This window comes from Nocardia huaxiensis (genome assembly GCF_013744875.1).
In the GTDB taxonomy this organism is placed as follows: Bacteria; Actinomycetota; Actinomycetes; order Mycobacteriales; family Mycobacteriaceae; genus Nocardia; species Nocardia huaxiensis.
In genome coordinates, this window is sequence record NZ_CP059399.1 from 1,744,565 (window position 1) to 1,759,185 (window position 14,621).

The following is a 14,621-nucleotide window of genomic DNA, read 5'->3' on the forward strand; positions in this document are numbered from 1 at the left end:
TGACCAACTGTGGCACGAGTTGTCAGTACGGGGGCGGAATTCGTGGAAACCGATCGACCGACCTAGTCGGCAATGTCCGTATTCAATCGCATTGTCACCCAATCCATGACGGCCTGGTTGGACGGCATGTCCTTGTGCGCCACCACGCCCGGACGCAAGTCCTGGACGAACAGATTGGTGACTCCGGGCTCGTCGATGAACGAGGCCGCGCCCGCCGGAGTGACGACCGAATCGTCATAGGTGGCGAGCACCGAATAGCGCACACCCGGCTGCGCGATCGGGCCCGCACCGAGCGTGCGCATGAAGGCCGAGCCGCGTTGCAGATCGACGCATGCCGGGCAGAACGACGGGAGCATCGTCGAATTCACCAGACCGCCCAGGGCGGGAACCTGATTCGCCAGTTCGACCGTGCCGAGCAGATCGGTGCCGTGCGTGGCGACCGCCAGCAGGATCGCCGACCGCACCTTGCTCGCCCCGCCGAGATTCTTGGCGTAGTACTCGGCAATGGTGCCGCCCTGGGAGTGGCCGACGATATCGACCCGTGCGGCGCCGGTGACCGCGAGCACGCGATCGACATAGTCCGCGATCGTCGCCGCCGACTGTTCGATCGGAGCCACCCCGCCGCCCACCGGAATCACCGACGGATACGCCCCGTAGCTCGGCGCGAACACGCAGTACCCGGCCGCTGTGAGCCTGGGGGCCAGCGCATTCCAGGCCGAGGCGTCATCCATCGTCCCGTGCAGCAGGACCACCGGATACGGATGGTTCGGCGCGGGGGTGCAGGCGGCCGGTTCGCCCAGCGCCGGCACCGGATCCGCGGCGGCCGGTGCGAGGGCCGGCAGGGACAGGGCGACGACCGCGGCGGCGACGGTGAGCAGGCGAATCATGCGGAAGGAACCCCCAGTATCCGAACGTGTTCCGTGAACTCCGGATAGGTGAGCAGGCCACCGGTGCCGGACCACAGCTGCTGCGCCATGATAGGCAGCCGGGTGCGGATCGGGCCGACCATCTGCTCCTCGGTCATGGCCGTCGGATCATCGCACCAGACATGGAGTTTCGAACCGGTGAGCGCCGAACGCTGCTCCGCGCGCAGCCGCACGCCGTTCACGAACAGCCCGGGATCCCAGGCGTACAGCGCCTCCGGCGGAGCGTTGAGTGGGGCGGCATAACCGCCGCTGGCCCAATATGTCGGTGTGAAACCGGAATTCATGATGGGGTGGCCCGCGTCGACAATGCTCTGCGGACCGTTCTGGTTGCCGATCCAGGGCAGTAGTCCGTCACCGGAGGTCCAGTACTCGACGAGAATCGACGCATCGACCGGAACCGCCGAGTCGTGCGGGATTCCGTCGTTCCACATGCGCGCGGTTTTCCCGTACGAGCGGACTATTCCATTGGCCCAGTTGAAGAAGGATGCGACCATATCGACGGACAGCTGCGGGTAGCGGGAGAAATCGCGGACGTACTCGTCGCCGCCGATGTGGAAGTACTCGCCGGGGAACAGCGGAACGAATTCCCGCAGCAGATCCTCGATCAGCTGCCGGGATTCCCGGAGTGAGATGTCGATCTTGCCTTCGGCGCTCCCGGCGAGCAGCGTGTCGGAGACGACGTCGGCCGGGCCGGTGGAGGCCGGTCGCAGCTTCAGATCCTGATGCGGCGCGAGGATCGCGTTCATATGGGCCGGGAAACCGATCTCCGGCACCACCTCGATGCCGTATTCACCCGCGTACGAGACGATCTCGGCGATCTCGGCGCGGCTGTAGTGCTGTGGTGCGGTGATCTCGGGATGGCTGAGGCTCGCCAGCCGGAAGCCGCCGGTGTCGGACAGGTGCAGGTGCAGCAGGTTCATCCGGTAGTACGCCATCTCACGGATGCGCTGCTTGATGAAGCCGACGCTCATGAACTCGCGACCCACATCGAGCATGAGCCCGCGCTCGGCGTAGTCCGGGTGGTCGGTGACCGTGCCCGCGGGCAGCGTCGTGGTCTGCGAGAACCATTGCAGCAGAGTCTGAGTCGCGTGCACCGCGCCGGCATGCGTCCGGGCGGTGGCCGTCACGGTGTCGCCGATGTCGATGCGATACGACTCCGGTTCCGCCGGTCCGGAATCGTCGATGCGCACCACCACGTCACCCGTGTGCGCCGCACCCGAGGCCACATCGGCCGCCCGGCCCGCGCGGCGCAGGTCTCCGGCGAAGCGCGCCGCCACCACCGCGCCGCCGCCGCCGTCGACGATCCGCACCCCTCCGGGCAGATCGAAACGGCCCGCGGCGGGCTCCCAGCCGCGCACACCCGGCACCGAAACCGGCAGTGCGGGAGCCGGATCGGCATGCACGGCGGGACCGGGAACGAGCAGCGGCGCGAGCAGGAGCGCCGGCATCAGCAGGGGTAGCGCGAGGGTGCGCAGCGCTCGGGTCACGCCGCGTTCACCGGGATATCCACGGTCGACGGCGCGGCGAAGGTGACCATGCTGCCCAGCGGAGTCGAGCTCACGAACGGGATCGGATCCTGCGAGGTGACGGTGAGCGTGAGCCGGTGTCCCGGTGCGAGATTCCAATGTGTCGCCGCGAGTTCCCAGGCGATCTCATTGGGTGCGCCCGCCGTCAGCCCGTGCCGGGTGACCGGCGCGTAGGTCACGACCGTGCCCGTCCCGTCCGGGCCCTCGTCGTAGAGGATGCCGATCAGGGTGAGATCCGAAGTCTGCGGCAGCACGGTGAGTTTCAGCGCGGTCGTGCCCGAGACCACGCCGCCGCCGGCGAACGGAGCGGTGCGCCAGACGCCGGCCAGATTGCGGTCCACCCCGCCGAGTGGAATGGCGGGAGCGAGACCCAGCTGGGCCACCGTGCCGCTCACGTAGGGCACCGCCGCCACCGCGATGGTGGGACCGGAAAACAGTGGCTGCGACCAGGATTCGGCCGGGTCGGCGCCCATCACGCCGGCCGCCGGGGCCGACAGCGGGAAGGTGCGCGCGGCGGCCATGGCCGCGGCCGCGGAGGGGAAACCGGTGTACGGCGCGCCGATTCCGCCGTTGGCGGGGGCCAGCTGGACCGGCGCCTCGCGGTCGATGCCATTGTCCGCACCGTTGACGTAGTGGTCGAGCCAGCGAATCCCGGCGTCCCACACCGCGTTCGGCAATCCGGCCACCTGCCCCGCGCCGCCGCCGGTGGAATGGTCGCCCGCCTGCATGTACAGCATCTTCGGCCCGGTCAGCTCGTCGAACATGGTGAAGGCCGGTCCGGAGGGCAGCAGCGAATCCTGCCAGTCGTGCGCCAGGAACACCGCGGTGCCATTGGCGTTCAGCTTGGGAATGGCCTCGGCCAGCAGATGTTCGTTGGGCACGCCCTGCAGAGCGTAGGCGTCATTGCCCAGGATCATCGGGAGGCCACGCTCGATCAGTTCGGTGCTGAAGCGATTGGTCTGCACACCGGCCAGAGCGAGGGCGATGGGACCGCCGGTCTTGGGAGTTCCATTGGGCGCGAGCGCCTCCCCGATATCGGTGGGCGGGGAATCGGCGACGATGGCCTTGATCCGCGGATCGTGCGCGGCCGCGATCAGCGACATGCCGGCCCCGTACGAGCCGCCCGCGATGGCGATGCGGTCCGGATCCACATTCAGATTCGCGATGGCCCAGTCGATGACGGCCGACGCGTCCTCGGCGTCCTTGTGGCCGAGGAGGTCGACCTCGCCTTCGGACAGGTACATGCCGCGCGCGGTGTATTCGATGGAGATGAAATTCTCGCCGGTGGAGAGCCGGTAGGCCGAGCCGATGCTGCCCATGGCCGGCATGCCCCAGCCCGACGGCTGCAGGACCAGCGGGTTCTTGTGCGTGGCGATATCCGCGGGCGCGGTGATGATGGCATTGAGGCGGACGCCGTCGGCGCCCGGAATCCAGAGCGTGGTGGCCTGACCGCCGGGAATCGGCACCGCGCCGGCCGGGGCCTGCGCGAGCGCGGCGGCGGAGGCGATGAGGGCGGCACTGGCCAGCGTGCAGCACAGGCGGCGGCCGAAGCGCGCGCGGGCCTTCACAGCAGGACTCCGAGCAGTCGGCCGAGGTTGTGCAGCAGTGAGGTCGGAGCCATCTGCAGATAGCCCAGGAGGGTGCCGAGCAGATCGGGTTCGGGGAGCTGGTTCATGGAGTCCCTGCCAGGTGGTCGAGCGGTGCGCGGACGAGGGGCACCTGCGGATTTCTTACTGAGAAGTAGGGTAACTGCTCATATATGATTCGTCTACGGTCCAAACGATCAGTAATGATCAAATGTCGGAGACATGGCGAAGCTCCGCCGGGTAGCGGCGGAGCTCAGACCAGATCGACCCGCACGCCCGCGGCACGCAGTGCGGCCACCGCATCGGGATCGGCATCGGAATCGGTGATCAGCAGATCCACCTGATCGATCGGGCAGATGCGGGCCAGCGCGCTGCGGCCGAGTTTGTCGGAAGTCGCGACCACCACGACTTGCGTTGCGCGGCGCACCATTTCGGCATTCACCCCGGCCTCGCCCAGATGCTTGCACTGTGCGCCGCCCTCGGCCGAGATGGCGTTGACGCCGAGCACGAGCGTGTCCAGGCGCAGTTCCGCCAGCGAGCGCTCGGCCAGCGGGCCGTACAGCTCATAGGACTCGCGCCGGGCGGTGCCGCCCAGGCAGACCGTGCGCAGGTGCGGGCGCAGCACCAGCTCGGAGGCGATATTGAGGGCATTGGTGACGATGGTGAGCTGCTCGTCGCCGGACCCGGACAGATCGGTGCGGCCGGCCAGCGCCCGCGCCACCGCGGTGGTGGTGGTGCCGCCGTTCATGCCGACCACACAGTGCGGCTCGATGGATTCCGCGGCGTGCTCGGCGATCCGGTGCTTGGCCTCGTCGGCGTGCCGGTACCGCGCGGGCAGTTCGTAGGCGACCGAGGTGGCCACGATGCCGCCGTGCGTGCGGGTGGCGAGCTGCTGTTCGGCCAGGGCGGTGAAGTCGCGGCGGATGGTGGCGGGGGAGACCTCGAGGACCGCCGACGCCTCCTCCACCGACAGTCGCCCGGAGTGCGCCAGCAACTCCAGCAGCCGATTCCAGCGTTGCGGTCGATCAGCCGCTGCGGTCACTTCAGCCTTCCGGTCGAGGGGTCATTTCACGCTTCCGGCCGTGAGACCGGCGACCAGTCGCTTCTCGATGAGCGCGAAGAGAATGACGACGGGCACGATGCCGACGGTAGAGACCGCGAAGACATATTGCCAAGACGTGTCGTACTGGCCGATGAACTTCGTCAATGCCACCGATAGTGGCTGGTTCTCCGGCGTGGTGAGAATGACCAGGCTGGCGGCGAATTCGTTCCAGCAGGCCACCACCGTGAAGATGGTCGCGGTGACGATGCCCGGCCACACCAGCGGCAGGCTCACCCGCAGCAGGGTCTGGGTGCGGGACAGGCCGTCCAGCGCCGCCGCCTCCTCGATCTCGATCGGCACCGCGGCGAAGAACGAGTGCATGATCCACACCGCGAACGACAGATTGAACGCCGAGTTCACCAGGATCATGGCCAGCCAGGTGTCGGTGATGCCGAGCGTGAAGAACTCCCGGATCAGGCCCGTCACCAGCACGGTCGGCTGCAGCATCTGGGTGATGAGCACCAGCGCCAGGAACGCCGCCTTGCCCGGAAAGCGTTTGCGCGCGGTGTAATACGCGGCCGGGATGGCTACCGCGAGCACCAGCAGCGTGGCGAACGAGGCGATGATGATCGTGCTCACCAGGTTGAACGGCAGCGGGGTCTCCGGGGTGTCCCACATGGTGGTGTAGTTGTCCGGATGCCACTGCTCGGGCAGGTAGGTGGGCGGGATGCGCAGGATCTCGGGCCGGGATTTCAGCGAACCCAGCACCATGACCAGATAGGGCAGCAGGAAGAACGCGGCCAGCACCACGCCCACGGCGGTGAGCTCCCAGCGGCGTCGTTTCGGCGGCGGCGCAGTGGTTTCCGCCGCGACCTCGGGATCTCCGGCGGGTCGGGTCAGCACGGTCGTCATGTGTCCACCTGTTCGGTCGGGCGGACCACCTTCACGTAGACGGCGATGATCACGACAATGAGCGCGAAGTTCAGCACGCTCATGGCCGCGGCCGTGTCGACCTGCTGGTTCTGCTGAATCAGCTTGAAGGTCAAGGTGGTCGTGGTGTCGGCGGCGAAACCGGAGATGCCGCCGGTGATCACCTTCAGGATCGGCAGCGAGTTGAACACATTGATGATGTTCACGATGGTCGCCACCGCGATGGCCGGGCGCAGCTGCGGCAGGGTGAGATGCCGGTAGCGCTGCCAGGCGTTCGCGCCGTCCACCCGGCCCGCCTCCTCGACCTCGGCCGGAATCGATTGCAGCCCGGCCAGAATCGTGTAGGTGGTGAAGGGGATGGAGACGAACACCGCCACGCCGATGGCCACGGCGAAGGCCGGGCCCGGCTGCTTGGTGAAACCGTAGCCGCGATCCAGCACGCCGATATCGACCAGGAAGCGGTTGGCGATGCCGATATCCGGGTCGAGCATGTAGTAGATGATCGTGGTGGTCATGACCACCGAGGCCGCCCACGGCACCAGCACGGCCAGCCGGACCGCGGTGCGGCCGGGGAAGTCCTTGTTCAGGAATTGCGCCAGCGCCAGTGACAGCACCAGTGTGAGCGCGACGACGGCCACCACCCAGACCACCGTGTGCCACAGCACCGAGCCGAGCTCCGGAATGTCGAACAGCGCACGGTAGTTCGCCGTCCCGGCCGAGCCGCGATCCTGCCCGTACGGGCTCAGATCCCGGGTGCTGGTCCACAGCATGTACCCGGCCGGGAAGGCGACGATACCGGCGATCAGCACGAGCACCGGGCCGATCCACGGCAGGGCGCGCAGCCCTGCCGTGGCGGAATGGGTTCTGCCCCTGCTCAATTCGCTGCCTGCTGGATCTTGGCGAGGACCGACGCCGGATCCTGGCCCTGGGTGACGGTGCCGATCTGCTGACGGATCGCGCCCTGGGCCGCGCCCCACTTCGGATTGTTGCTCGGGTAGAAGCGGGCGTTCGGCAGGGTGGGGCCGAAGATCTTGGTCACCTGGTCGTCGGCCAGCGTGCTCAGACCCGACTTGGTGATCGGGATGAAGTGCTCGGATCCCACGAAGTTCGCGTAGACGGCGGGCGAGTAGAAGTAGTCGAGGAACTTCTTGATGGTGGCCTGCTTGCCGCCGTCCTTCTTGAACGCCATCAGGTGATCGGCGACGCCCAGCGTGACCGGCGCGCCGGATTCGGTGGGTGAGGGAGCGGTGGCGAACTTCAGACCCGGGTTCTTCTCGCTGATCATGCCGAGCACCGGGGGCAGGCCCTCGATCATGCCGATCTTGCCCTGGATGAAGGAGTTGATCACGTCCTTGCGATTGGTGGCGCCCGGATTCGGTTGTGTCACACCGGCGTCCGCGAGCGCCTTCATGGCGGTGACGCCCTTCAGGTTGGCGGCGGTGTCGACGGTGACGGCGGTGCCGTCGGTCCAGGCGCCGCCCGCGCCGAAGGTCCAGATGGACGTTTCGCCCTGGGCCTCTTCGCTGCCCAGCGGCAGGCCGTACCCGGAGACGCCGCCGCCCAGGGCCTGGATCTTCTTGGCCGCGTCGGTCAGCTCGGTCCAGGTCTTGGGCGGGGTGGCCACGCCGGCGCGCTCGAACAGCTCGGTGTTGTAGAAGAGCGTGCGGGTGGAGGCGAACAGGGGCAGCGCCCACTGGGTGCCGTCGATGGTGGCGTTCTTGGCGAAACCCGGATCGATATCGGCCAGAACGGAATCCGAGACCACGTCCTTGGCCGGATAGAGAATCCCGTCGGCGGCGAAGGTGGAGTAGGCGTCGATGTTCAGGATGTCCGGCGTGGTGGACGTGGATTGCAGTTTGGTGCGCACGACATCGTTGATCGAGTCCCAGGACTCCACCTGAAGGCGTACCTTCAGGTCGGGATTGTCCTTCTCGAACCCGGCGATGATGCCCTCCCACAGCGCCTTCGTCCCGGTGGGGCCGTCGCTGTAGGCGGGCACCAGCAGGGCGATGGAATTGGGGTCCTTGTCGTCGGCGTCGTTGGAGCCGAACCCGCACGAAGTGGTCGCGAGCACCGCCGCGGTGGTCAGCGCGACCCCCGTCAGGACGCGTCGAAGTGGTGTTTTCACGAATGAACCTTTCACATCTCACCCGCCCGGACCATCGCCGGCTGGCCGGACCGATCGGCATTTGATTCGAATCTAGCGCATGCGTGATCGTTTGTGACCGGTTCGGTTGTAAAGTTGACATGAACGATCACGGGGCGCACTCTGTTCTCGTGCTGACCTCTCCCGATCGAAGCCCCGCATCCCACCTCGCCACCGAAGTCGCCGCCCAGCCCGACCTGTGGGCACACGCCGAAACCCTCGCGGCCACGCACCGTGGGCTGTTGCCCGCGCCGGGAGAGCGCGTCGCCGTGATCGGTTGCGGCACATCACTGTTCATGGCGCGCGCGGTCGCCGCGCTGCGTGAGCGAGCCGGGCACGGGCTCACCGACGCCTGGCCCGCCAGCGCGGTGCCCGCCGGCCGGGACTACGACCGCTACCTGGTGATCTGCCGCTCCGGCACCACCACCGAGGTGCTCGACGCCCTGCGCGCCCTGCCTGCGGGAACGGCGCGCACGGTGATCAGTTCGAGCCCGGGCACGCCCGCACTGGAATTGGGCTCGCCCCTGCTCATCTCCGAGGCCGACGAGCAGTCGGTGGTGCAGACCCGGTTCGCCACAACCACTCTCGCCATCCTGCGCTGGCATCTCGGGGAGGATCTGACGCCCGTCATCGAGCAGGCCCGCGCGGTGCTCGCCGAGGACGCGGCCACCGCCCTCGACGCGGTCCGCTACGCCGACCAGATCAGCTTCGTCGGCATGGGTTTCGCCGCCGCCCTGGCCGACGAGGCCGCGCTCAAACTGCGGGAATCCTGCCAGTCCTGGACCGAGTCCTACCTGGCCACCGAATACCGCCACGGGCCCATCAGCATTGCCGCGCCCGGTCGCGTCGTCTGGGGGTTCGGCCCGCTGCCGGCCGGCTTCGCCGCCGAGATCGCCGCCACCGGCGCACACCTGGAACACCGCGGCACAGACCCCCTGGCCGACCTGGTCCGCGTCCATCGCCTGTGCGTGCGGCGCGCCGCCGACCTGGGTCTGGACCCGGATCACCCACGCAGCCTGAGCCGATCGGTAATCCTCGGTTCATGAGCGCGAATACGGTGAACACACCCTCGGCCGGCAAACTCCGCGCGGTCGGCAGGTCCGCGAGCGCGATCGGTCCCGTCCTGGACGCGCACGACCTGGTCCTCGGCGTCGACGTCGGCGGCACCACCATCAAGGCCGAGATCACCGACGCGGAGGGCGCGGTGCTCGCCGCTGGGACCGTCGAAACTCCACGGGGCGAAGCCGCTTTCGAGGCCATGCTGACCCTCGGCGACCAGCTGCTCGCGCGGCTGTCGGACGATGAGCGCGACCGCGTGCGTCGAGCGGCTGTACTCCTGCCCGGAGTCGTGGACGCCGACAAGGGAATCGCCGTATTCAGCGCGAACGTCGGCTGGCGTGATGTGGAGGTCGGTCCCCGCTTCACCGACCGCTGGAGCATGCCCGTCCTCATCGAGCACGATGTCGCCGCGGCCGGTTGGGCCGAATGGCGCTTCGGCGGCGGCCGCGGCCGGGACACCGTCTGCGTGATCATCATCGGCACCGGGATCAGCGGAACCCTGTCCGTGGCAGGCAAATTGGTTCGCGGCGCAACCGGCCAGGCCGGCGAGTACGGCCACATCGCCCTCCGCCGCACCCACGGCATCCCCTGCCCCTGCGGCAATGTCGGCTGCGTCGAGACCGTTGCCTCCGCCCCCGCCATCACCCGCGCCTACGCCCGCCGCACCGGTCGCGAATGCGGCAGTGCCGCAGAAATTTTCGACCGACTATCCACCGATGACGACGCCCAGGTGGTGGTGGACGATGCCGTAGCGGCGCTCGCCGACGGCCTGCTGGGCGTAGTTCACGCCGTCTGTCCCGAGGCCATAGTTCTCGGCGGCGGCCTCGCGGGCGCGGGTGACGCCCTCGCCGAACGCCTGCACGACGCCCTCACCGACCGCCTCCGCGTCATCCCCGCCCCCGAGGTGGTCATCGGCGACTTCGGCGCCCGCGCCGGCCTCGTCGGCGCCGCCCTCTACGCCCGCCACGGCGCCCTGACATGAGCTTCCGGAAATGCGCCGGCGCTGTCCGTGCCGCTCGCCCGGGAGTCGTGTATCGAGCCGGGCCGCCGGTTCGGGCACAGACGAGGGTGGCCACGAAGCCGGGGCTCGCGGTTGGTAGCGGTCGACACGGCCTTGCGCGCAGGCCATAGGACGTTGACATGAACGGTGGCATATCCGGGGAGGATGCTGATGAGGCGAGGCGAGGTGCTCCGATGACAGAACACATTCGAGGGCGGATCGTCACCGGCCACGAGATCTCGGACGACGGAGTCGTGACGGTTAACGGAGCGCGCGTCACGAGCGTGCTCGGGTTCGCCGAATGGCTGGCGCTACATCCTGAGTCGCGGATTCCCGGCCACGCGGGAACCGTACTGCCGGGGCTTGTCGACATCCACAATCACGGCGGCGCGGGGCATCGGTTCGATACCGTCGATCCGCGGGAGGCATTGGGGGCCGCCGCGTTTCACCGGTCGCGGGGAACGACAACCGTCCTGGCGGGGATTGTCACCGCCGCACCGGACGATATGGTCGCACAGGCCGGGATGCTGGGGGAGCTGGCGGCTGCGGGGGAGATCGGCGGGATTCACGCCGAAGGGCCGTTTCTCTCCGGTACGCGATGCGGGGCGCAGGATCCCCGCTTTCTCATCGAGCCGGACCAGAAACTGGCGCGGCGGCTGGTGGATGCGGCCGGCGGGCACCTGCGGGTGATGACCATGGCTCCGGAACTGCCGGGGTTCGACAAGGTTGCGGCAATGCTGGCCGAGCAGGGGGTGACCGTTTCGCTGGGGCACAGTGACGCGAGTTTCGCTGTGTTCCGGGAAGCCTTGCGGCCCAACGGGTTCGGTTCGTCGGTGACGCATCTCGCGAACGGCATGCCGCCGCTGCACCATCGCGGCGCAGGTCCGGTTGCGGCGGCGCTCGCGGCTGCCGCACGGGGCACTGCGACCGTGGAGTTGATCGGGGACGGCGTGCATGTCGATTCCGGTTTCGGGGCAATGGTTTTCGCGGCCGCGCCGGGGCAGGTCGCACTGATCACCGATGCCATGCAGGCGGCGGGGATGTCGGATGGGGTTTACCGGCTCGGACCGCAGGAGGTGCGGGTGAGCGCGGGCGTGGCCCGGGTGGCCAGCGGATCCATCGCGGGTGGGACGGCGCATCTGTTGCAGTGCGTCGCCTGGGCCGTGCGGGAATGCGGTGTGCCACTGGTCGATGCGGTACGGGCCGCTACCGAGACACCGGCCCGGGCTGCCGGGTTGGCTGATGTGGGGGATCTGCGTGCCGGGGGGTACGCGGATCTCCTCGTCGTCGACGACGAGCTGGCATTGCGGAGGGTGATGTATCGGGGAAGGTGGCTGCCGTGATCCTCACCGTGACATTGAATCCCGCCTATGACGTGACCTATCGCGTGCAGCGGATGGAACGCGGTGCGGCGCAGCGGGTGCAGACGGTGGAGCAGCGCGCGGGCGGGAAGGGCGTCAATGTGGCGCGCGTGCTCACCGGTGCCGGAATATATGCCGTGGCATCGGGTTTGGCCGACCTGGAGTTCGCCGAGTTCGCGGCCGGGTCGGTACCGGTCGATTTCGTGAACGGCCTGCCGTGGGTGCGGCGCACCCTGGTGGTGCACGAAGCCGACGGAACCGTGACCGGGTTGTGGGAGCCCGGTGCGGCAGTGCGGGATTCGAGCGTGATCGAGCTGCTCATGACTCGCATCCGCGTGCTGCTGCCGCAACTGCGGGGCATGGTGGTGTCGGGCTCGCTGCCGCAGGGGGTGCGTCCGAGCCTGCCCGCCGAACTCGCGCGCATGGCGGTGGGGGCGGGCGTGCCGGTCATCTGCGATGTGGACGGTGCGGCCCTGCGCTACGCGGTCCGCGTCCCCGGTGTGGTGCTCATGCCCAATGCCGAAGAGCTGCGCGAACTCACGGGATTCGCGACGCATGGTCCGGTGGAGGTGGTGCGTGCGGTGCGGCCCTTGCTGGCGGACGGCGTCCGGGCGGTGGTGGCCACTCGCGGTGCGGAGGGCATGGTGGCGGTGACCGCCTCCGGCGCCTGGCGCGCGCACCTCACCGAATCGATTACCGGAAATCCCACCGGCGCGGGTGATGCTGCTGCCGCCGCGGTCATCGCCCACCTCGCGGGCGCGAGTTTCGGTGCTCATGACCTCCCGAATTCCCTTGCGGTGCAGTCGCTGCCGGCGAACGGTGCGGTGTCGCAGGCGCTCGTGCCGGAGTCGCGGGCGCAGCGTGCGGTGCCGCAGTGGCCGGAATTGCTGGCCGAGGCGGTGGCGACGTCGGCGGCCGCGGTGGCGGCGCCGGTCGCGGGGGAGGTGGACCTATCGTTGCGCGCACGCCTGTTGCCCACAGTTCGGGTGGAGCCGGTGTGTGCGCCTGACCCACAGGAATTCTCATGTCCCTGATCCCTGTTCCGAAACTCATCGCGTCGGCCGCGCCCGGCGGATTGGGTGCCTTCAACGTGGTGGCGCTCGAGCATGCCGAGGCCATTGCCGCCGCGGCGGAAAGTGTTGGCAGACCGGCGATTCTGCAGATTTCGGAGAACACCGCGAAGTATCACGGCGGGGTGAAACCGCTGGCGCGGGCGTGTCTGGCCATTGCGGAGGATAGTGCGGCGGAGCTGGCGGTGCATCTGGATCATGCGACCGCGGTGGAATTGATTCGGGATGCGGTCGAGGCGGGGGTCACCTCCGTCATGTACGACGGGGCGCATCTCGACTACGGCGAGAATGTGGCGCGCACGGCCGAGATCGCGCGGTGGTGTCATGAGCGCGAGGTGTTCGTGGAGGCCGAGTTGGGGGAGGTCGGGGGGAAGGACGGGGCGCATGCGCCGGGGGTGCGGACCGATCCGGGGGAGGCTGCCGCATTCGTGGCTGCCACCGGAGTGGATGCGCTGGCGGTGGCGGTGGGGTCGTCGCATGCCATGCATACCAGGGATGCCGCGCTGGACGATGAGCTGATCGCGAAGCTGGCCGCGGCGTTGCCCGTTCCGCTGGTGTTGCACGGGTCCTCGGGTGTGCCGGATGACGGGCTGCGCTCGGCCATCAGGCATGGGATGGTCAAGATCAATATTGGTACGCGGTTGAATATCGCGCTCACGGACGCGGTGCGGGTGGCACTCGCCGAACAGCCTTCGGTCTCCGATCCGCGCAAGTATCTGGGGCCGGGGCGGCTGAACATTCAGCGCGACGTCGAGGTTGCTCTGCGTGTGCTGGATGTCCGATCGAAGTGAGTAGCGCGGATTTCACTGTGTTGCCGGACACTGTCGGTGAGAATGCTTCTGAGAGGCAATGACATTCGGTGCTCTACCCTTGTGCAGGGGTTGCGTCCGGTGCCCCGGCATGGAGAGTTGTACTGGTGATTCTCACGGTGACCATGAACCCCGCCTACGACATGACCTATCGCGTAGAGCATTTCGAGCGGGGGCGTGCGCATCGGGTGCGGTCCGTGGACCAGCGGCTGGGTGGCCGCGGCATCAATGTGACGCGGGTCTTGAACCAGCTCGGCAAGTACGCGCGCGCCACCGGGTTCGCCGATCACCAGTTCGCGGCGGCCGCCGAACTGGAGATGTCCGTCGACTTCGTGCACGCCCTGCCCTGGGTGCGGCGCACGGTCGTGATCAGCGAATCCGCCGACGGCACCGCCACCGCGCTGTGGGAACCCGGGCCGCGCGTCTCCGAACCGCACGCGGTCGATCAGCTGCGGGTGCGGGTCACCGGCATGCTGTCGGATGTGAGCGGCCTGGTGATCGCGGGTTCGCTGCCCGGCGGCGTCGATCCCGGGCTGCCCGCGGAACTGGCGCGCCTGGCCATCGCCGCCGGGGTGCCCACCATCTGCGATTTCGATGGGCCCGCCCTGGAACTGGCGGCGAGCGTGCCCGGCATCATCCTCACCCCGAATACCGAGGAGCTGGAACGGCTCACCGGCCGTCCCGCCACCACCGTCGCGGAGATCCTGACAGCCGTGGACCCGATCATCGCCGACGGCGCGGGCGCGGTGGTGGTCACCCGCGGGGGCGCGGGCATGGTCGCGGTCACCGCCGATCGCGCCTGGTCGGCGGGCCTGCCGCAACCTCTCGCGGGCAATCCCACGGGCGCGGGCGACGCGGCCGTGGCCGCCATCATCGCGGGTCTGGCCGGGGGCGTCACCCCGGACTGGCCGGCTCTGCTCACCGACGCGGTCGCCACGTCGGCCGCCGCCGTGGTCATTCCCGTCGCGGGCGAGATCGACCGGGTGCTGCGTGATCGATTGCAGCCGACGGTCCGCGTGCGCGAACTGGAAGCGGTCGCGGCCCGGCCGTAGTCGTCCGGCGGGTGTGGATCCCGGCCAAAAGCATGCCGGGATGACGGTCGGTGGTCATGCCGGGCTGAAAGGCGGCGTGGGAGACCGGAAACGACCGGTCGGCGGGATATGGTC

The 14,621-nt window shown here is 68.6% G+C and carries 13 protein-coding genes; 6 read left to right on the plus strand and 7 right to left on the minus strand.

The genetic code is table 11. The features are described from left to right. Window positions 1-62 precede the first annotated feature (62 nt). The 7 genes from H0264_RS07890 to H0264_RS07920 form a co-directional block, all read right to left on the minus strand. The gene (locus tag H0264_RS07890) at window positions 63-887 is read right to left on the minus strand and encodes an esterase/lipase family protein (protein ID WP_181583358.1); all 825 of its coding nucleotides are present in this window, start codon (window positions 885-887) and stop codon (window positions 63-65) included. After that, window positions 884-2,413, minus strand: coding sequence for a beta-N-acetylhexosaminidase (locus tag H0264_RS07895; RefSeq protein WP_181583359.1), 1,530 nt, complete (start codon window positions 2,411-2,413; stop codon window positions 884-886). The genes H0264_RS07890 and H0264_RS07895 overlap by 4 nt, the downstream gene beginning before the upstream one ends. Then, window positions 2,410-4,020, minus strand: coding sequence for a CocE/NonD family hydrolase (locus H0264_RS07900; RefSeq protein ID WP_181583360.1), 1,611 nt, complete (start codon window positions 4,018-4,020; stop codon window positions 2,410-2,412). Before H0264_RS07900 ends, H0264_RS07895 begins: the two co-directional genes overlap by 4 nt. 271 nt (window positions 4,021-4,291) lie before the next feature. Next, complete coding sequence (locus H0264_RS07905) at window positions 4,292-5,080, minus strand: DeoR/GlpR family DNA-binding transcription regulator (RefSeq protein ID WP_181583361.1); 789 nt, start codon at window positions 5,078-5,080, stop codon at window positions 4,292-4,294. A 21-nt stretch (window positions 5,081-5,101) separates the two neighbouring features. Further along, window positions 5,102-5,992: a carbohydrate ABC transporter permease gene (locus H0264_RS07910; protein ID WP_181583362.1), complete on the minus strand. Its 891-nt coding sequence runs from the start codon at window positions 5,990-5,992 to the stop codon at window positions 5,102-5,104. Continuing rightward, window positions 5,989-6,888: a carbohydrate ABC transporter permease gene (locus H0264_RS07915; protein WP_231083579.1), complete on the minus strand. Its 900-nt coding sequence runs from the start codon at window positions 6,886-6,888 to the stop codon at window positions 5,989-5,991. Before H0264_RS07915 ends, H0264_RS07910 begins: the two co-directional genes overlap by 4 nt. Continuing rightward, the gene (locus H0264_RS07920; RefSeq protein WP_181583363.1) at window positions 6,885-8,138 is read right to left on the minus strand and encodes an extracellular solute-binding protein; all 1,254 of its coding nucleotides are present in this window, start codon (window positions 8,136-8,138) and stop codon (window positions 6,885-6,887) included. Before H0264_RS07920 ends, H0264_RS07915 begins: the two co-directional genes overlap by 4 nt. Before the next feature lie 149 nt (window positions 8,139-8,287). Between H0264_RS07920 and H0264_RS07925 the strand changes: the two genes are divergently transcribed. The 6 genes from H0264_RS07925 to H0264_RS07950 all read left to right on the plus strand — a co-directional run bounded on the left by H0264_RS07925 (window position 8,288) and on the right by H0264_RS07950 (window position 14,507). After that, the gene (locus H0264_RS07925) at window positions 8,288-9,202 is read left to right on the plus strand and encodes an SIS domain-containing protein (protein ID WP_244976131.1); all 915 of its coding nucleotides are present in this window, start codon (window positions 8,288-8,290) and stop codon (window positions 9,200-9,202) included. Continuing rightward, a complete protein-coding gene (locus tag H0264_RS07930) occupies window positions 9,199-10,197 on the plus strand; it encodes an ROK family protein (RefSeq protein WP_181583365.1) in 999 nt (332 codons plus the stop codon). Before H0264_RS07925 ends, H0264_RS07930 begins: the two co-directional genes overlap by 4 nt. Window positions 10,198-10,409: 212 nt before the next feature. Further along, the gene (locus tag H0264_RS07935) at window positions 10,410-11,558 is read left to right on the plus strand and encodes an N-acetylglucosamine-6-phosphate deacetylase (protein WP_181583366.1); all 1,149 of its coding nucleotides are present in this window, start codon (window positions 10,410-10,412) and stop codon (window positions 11,556-11,558) included. Next, window positions 11,555-12,610: a hexose kinase gene (locus H0264_RS07940; protein ID WP_231083575.1), complete on the plus strand. Its 1,056-nt coding sequence runs from the start codon at window positions 11,555-11,557 to the stop codon at window positions 12,608-12,610. The genes H0264_RS07935 and H0264_RS07940 overlap by 4 nt, the downstream gene beginning before the upstream one ends. After that, window positions 12,601-13,437 carry a class II fructose-bisphosphate aldolase gene (locus tag H0264_RS07945; protein WP_181583367.1) on the plus strand — a complete coding sequence of 279 codons (837 nt, stop codon included), beginning with the start codon at window positions 12,601-12,603 and terminating at the stop codon, window positions 13,435-13,437. The genes H0264_RS07940 and H0264_RS07945 overlap by 10 nt, the downstream gene beginning before the upstream one ends. Before the next feature lie 125 nt (window positions 13,438-13,562). Continuing rightward, a complete protein-coding gene (locus H0264_RS07950) occupies window positions 13,563-14,507 on the plus strand; it encodes a 1-phosphofructokinase (RefSeq protein WP_231083572.1) in 945 nt (314 codons plus the stop codon). Window positions 14,508-14,621: the final 114 nt, after the last annotated feature.

Excerpts from the sequence above, each read along its gene's own strand:
- H0264_RS07930 (WP_181583365.1), top strand. The coding sequence starts at position 9,199 with ATGAGCGCGAATACGGTGAACACACCCTCGGCCGGCAAACTCCGCGCG.
- H0264_RS07910 (WP_181583362.1), bottom strand. The coding sequence starts at position 5,992 with ATGACGACCGTGCTGACCCGACCCGCCGGAGATCCCGAGGTCGCGGCG.
- H0264_RS07935 (WP_181583366.1), top strand. The coding sequence starts at position 10,410 with ATGACAGAACACATTCGAGGGCGGATCGTCACCGGCCACGAGATCTCG.
- H0264_RS07945 (WP_181583367.1), top strand. The coding sequence starts at position 12,601 with ATGTCCCTGATCCCTGTTCCGAAACTCATCGCGTCGGCCGCGCCCGGC.
- H0264_RS07890 (WP_181583358.1), bottom strand. The coding sequence starts at position 887 with ATGATTCGCCTGCTCACCGTCGCCGCCGCGGTCGTCGCCCTGTCCCTG.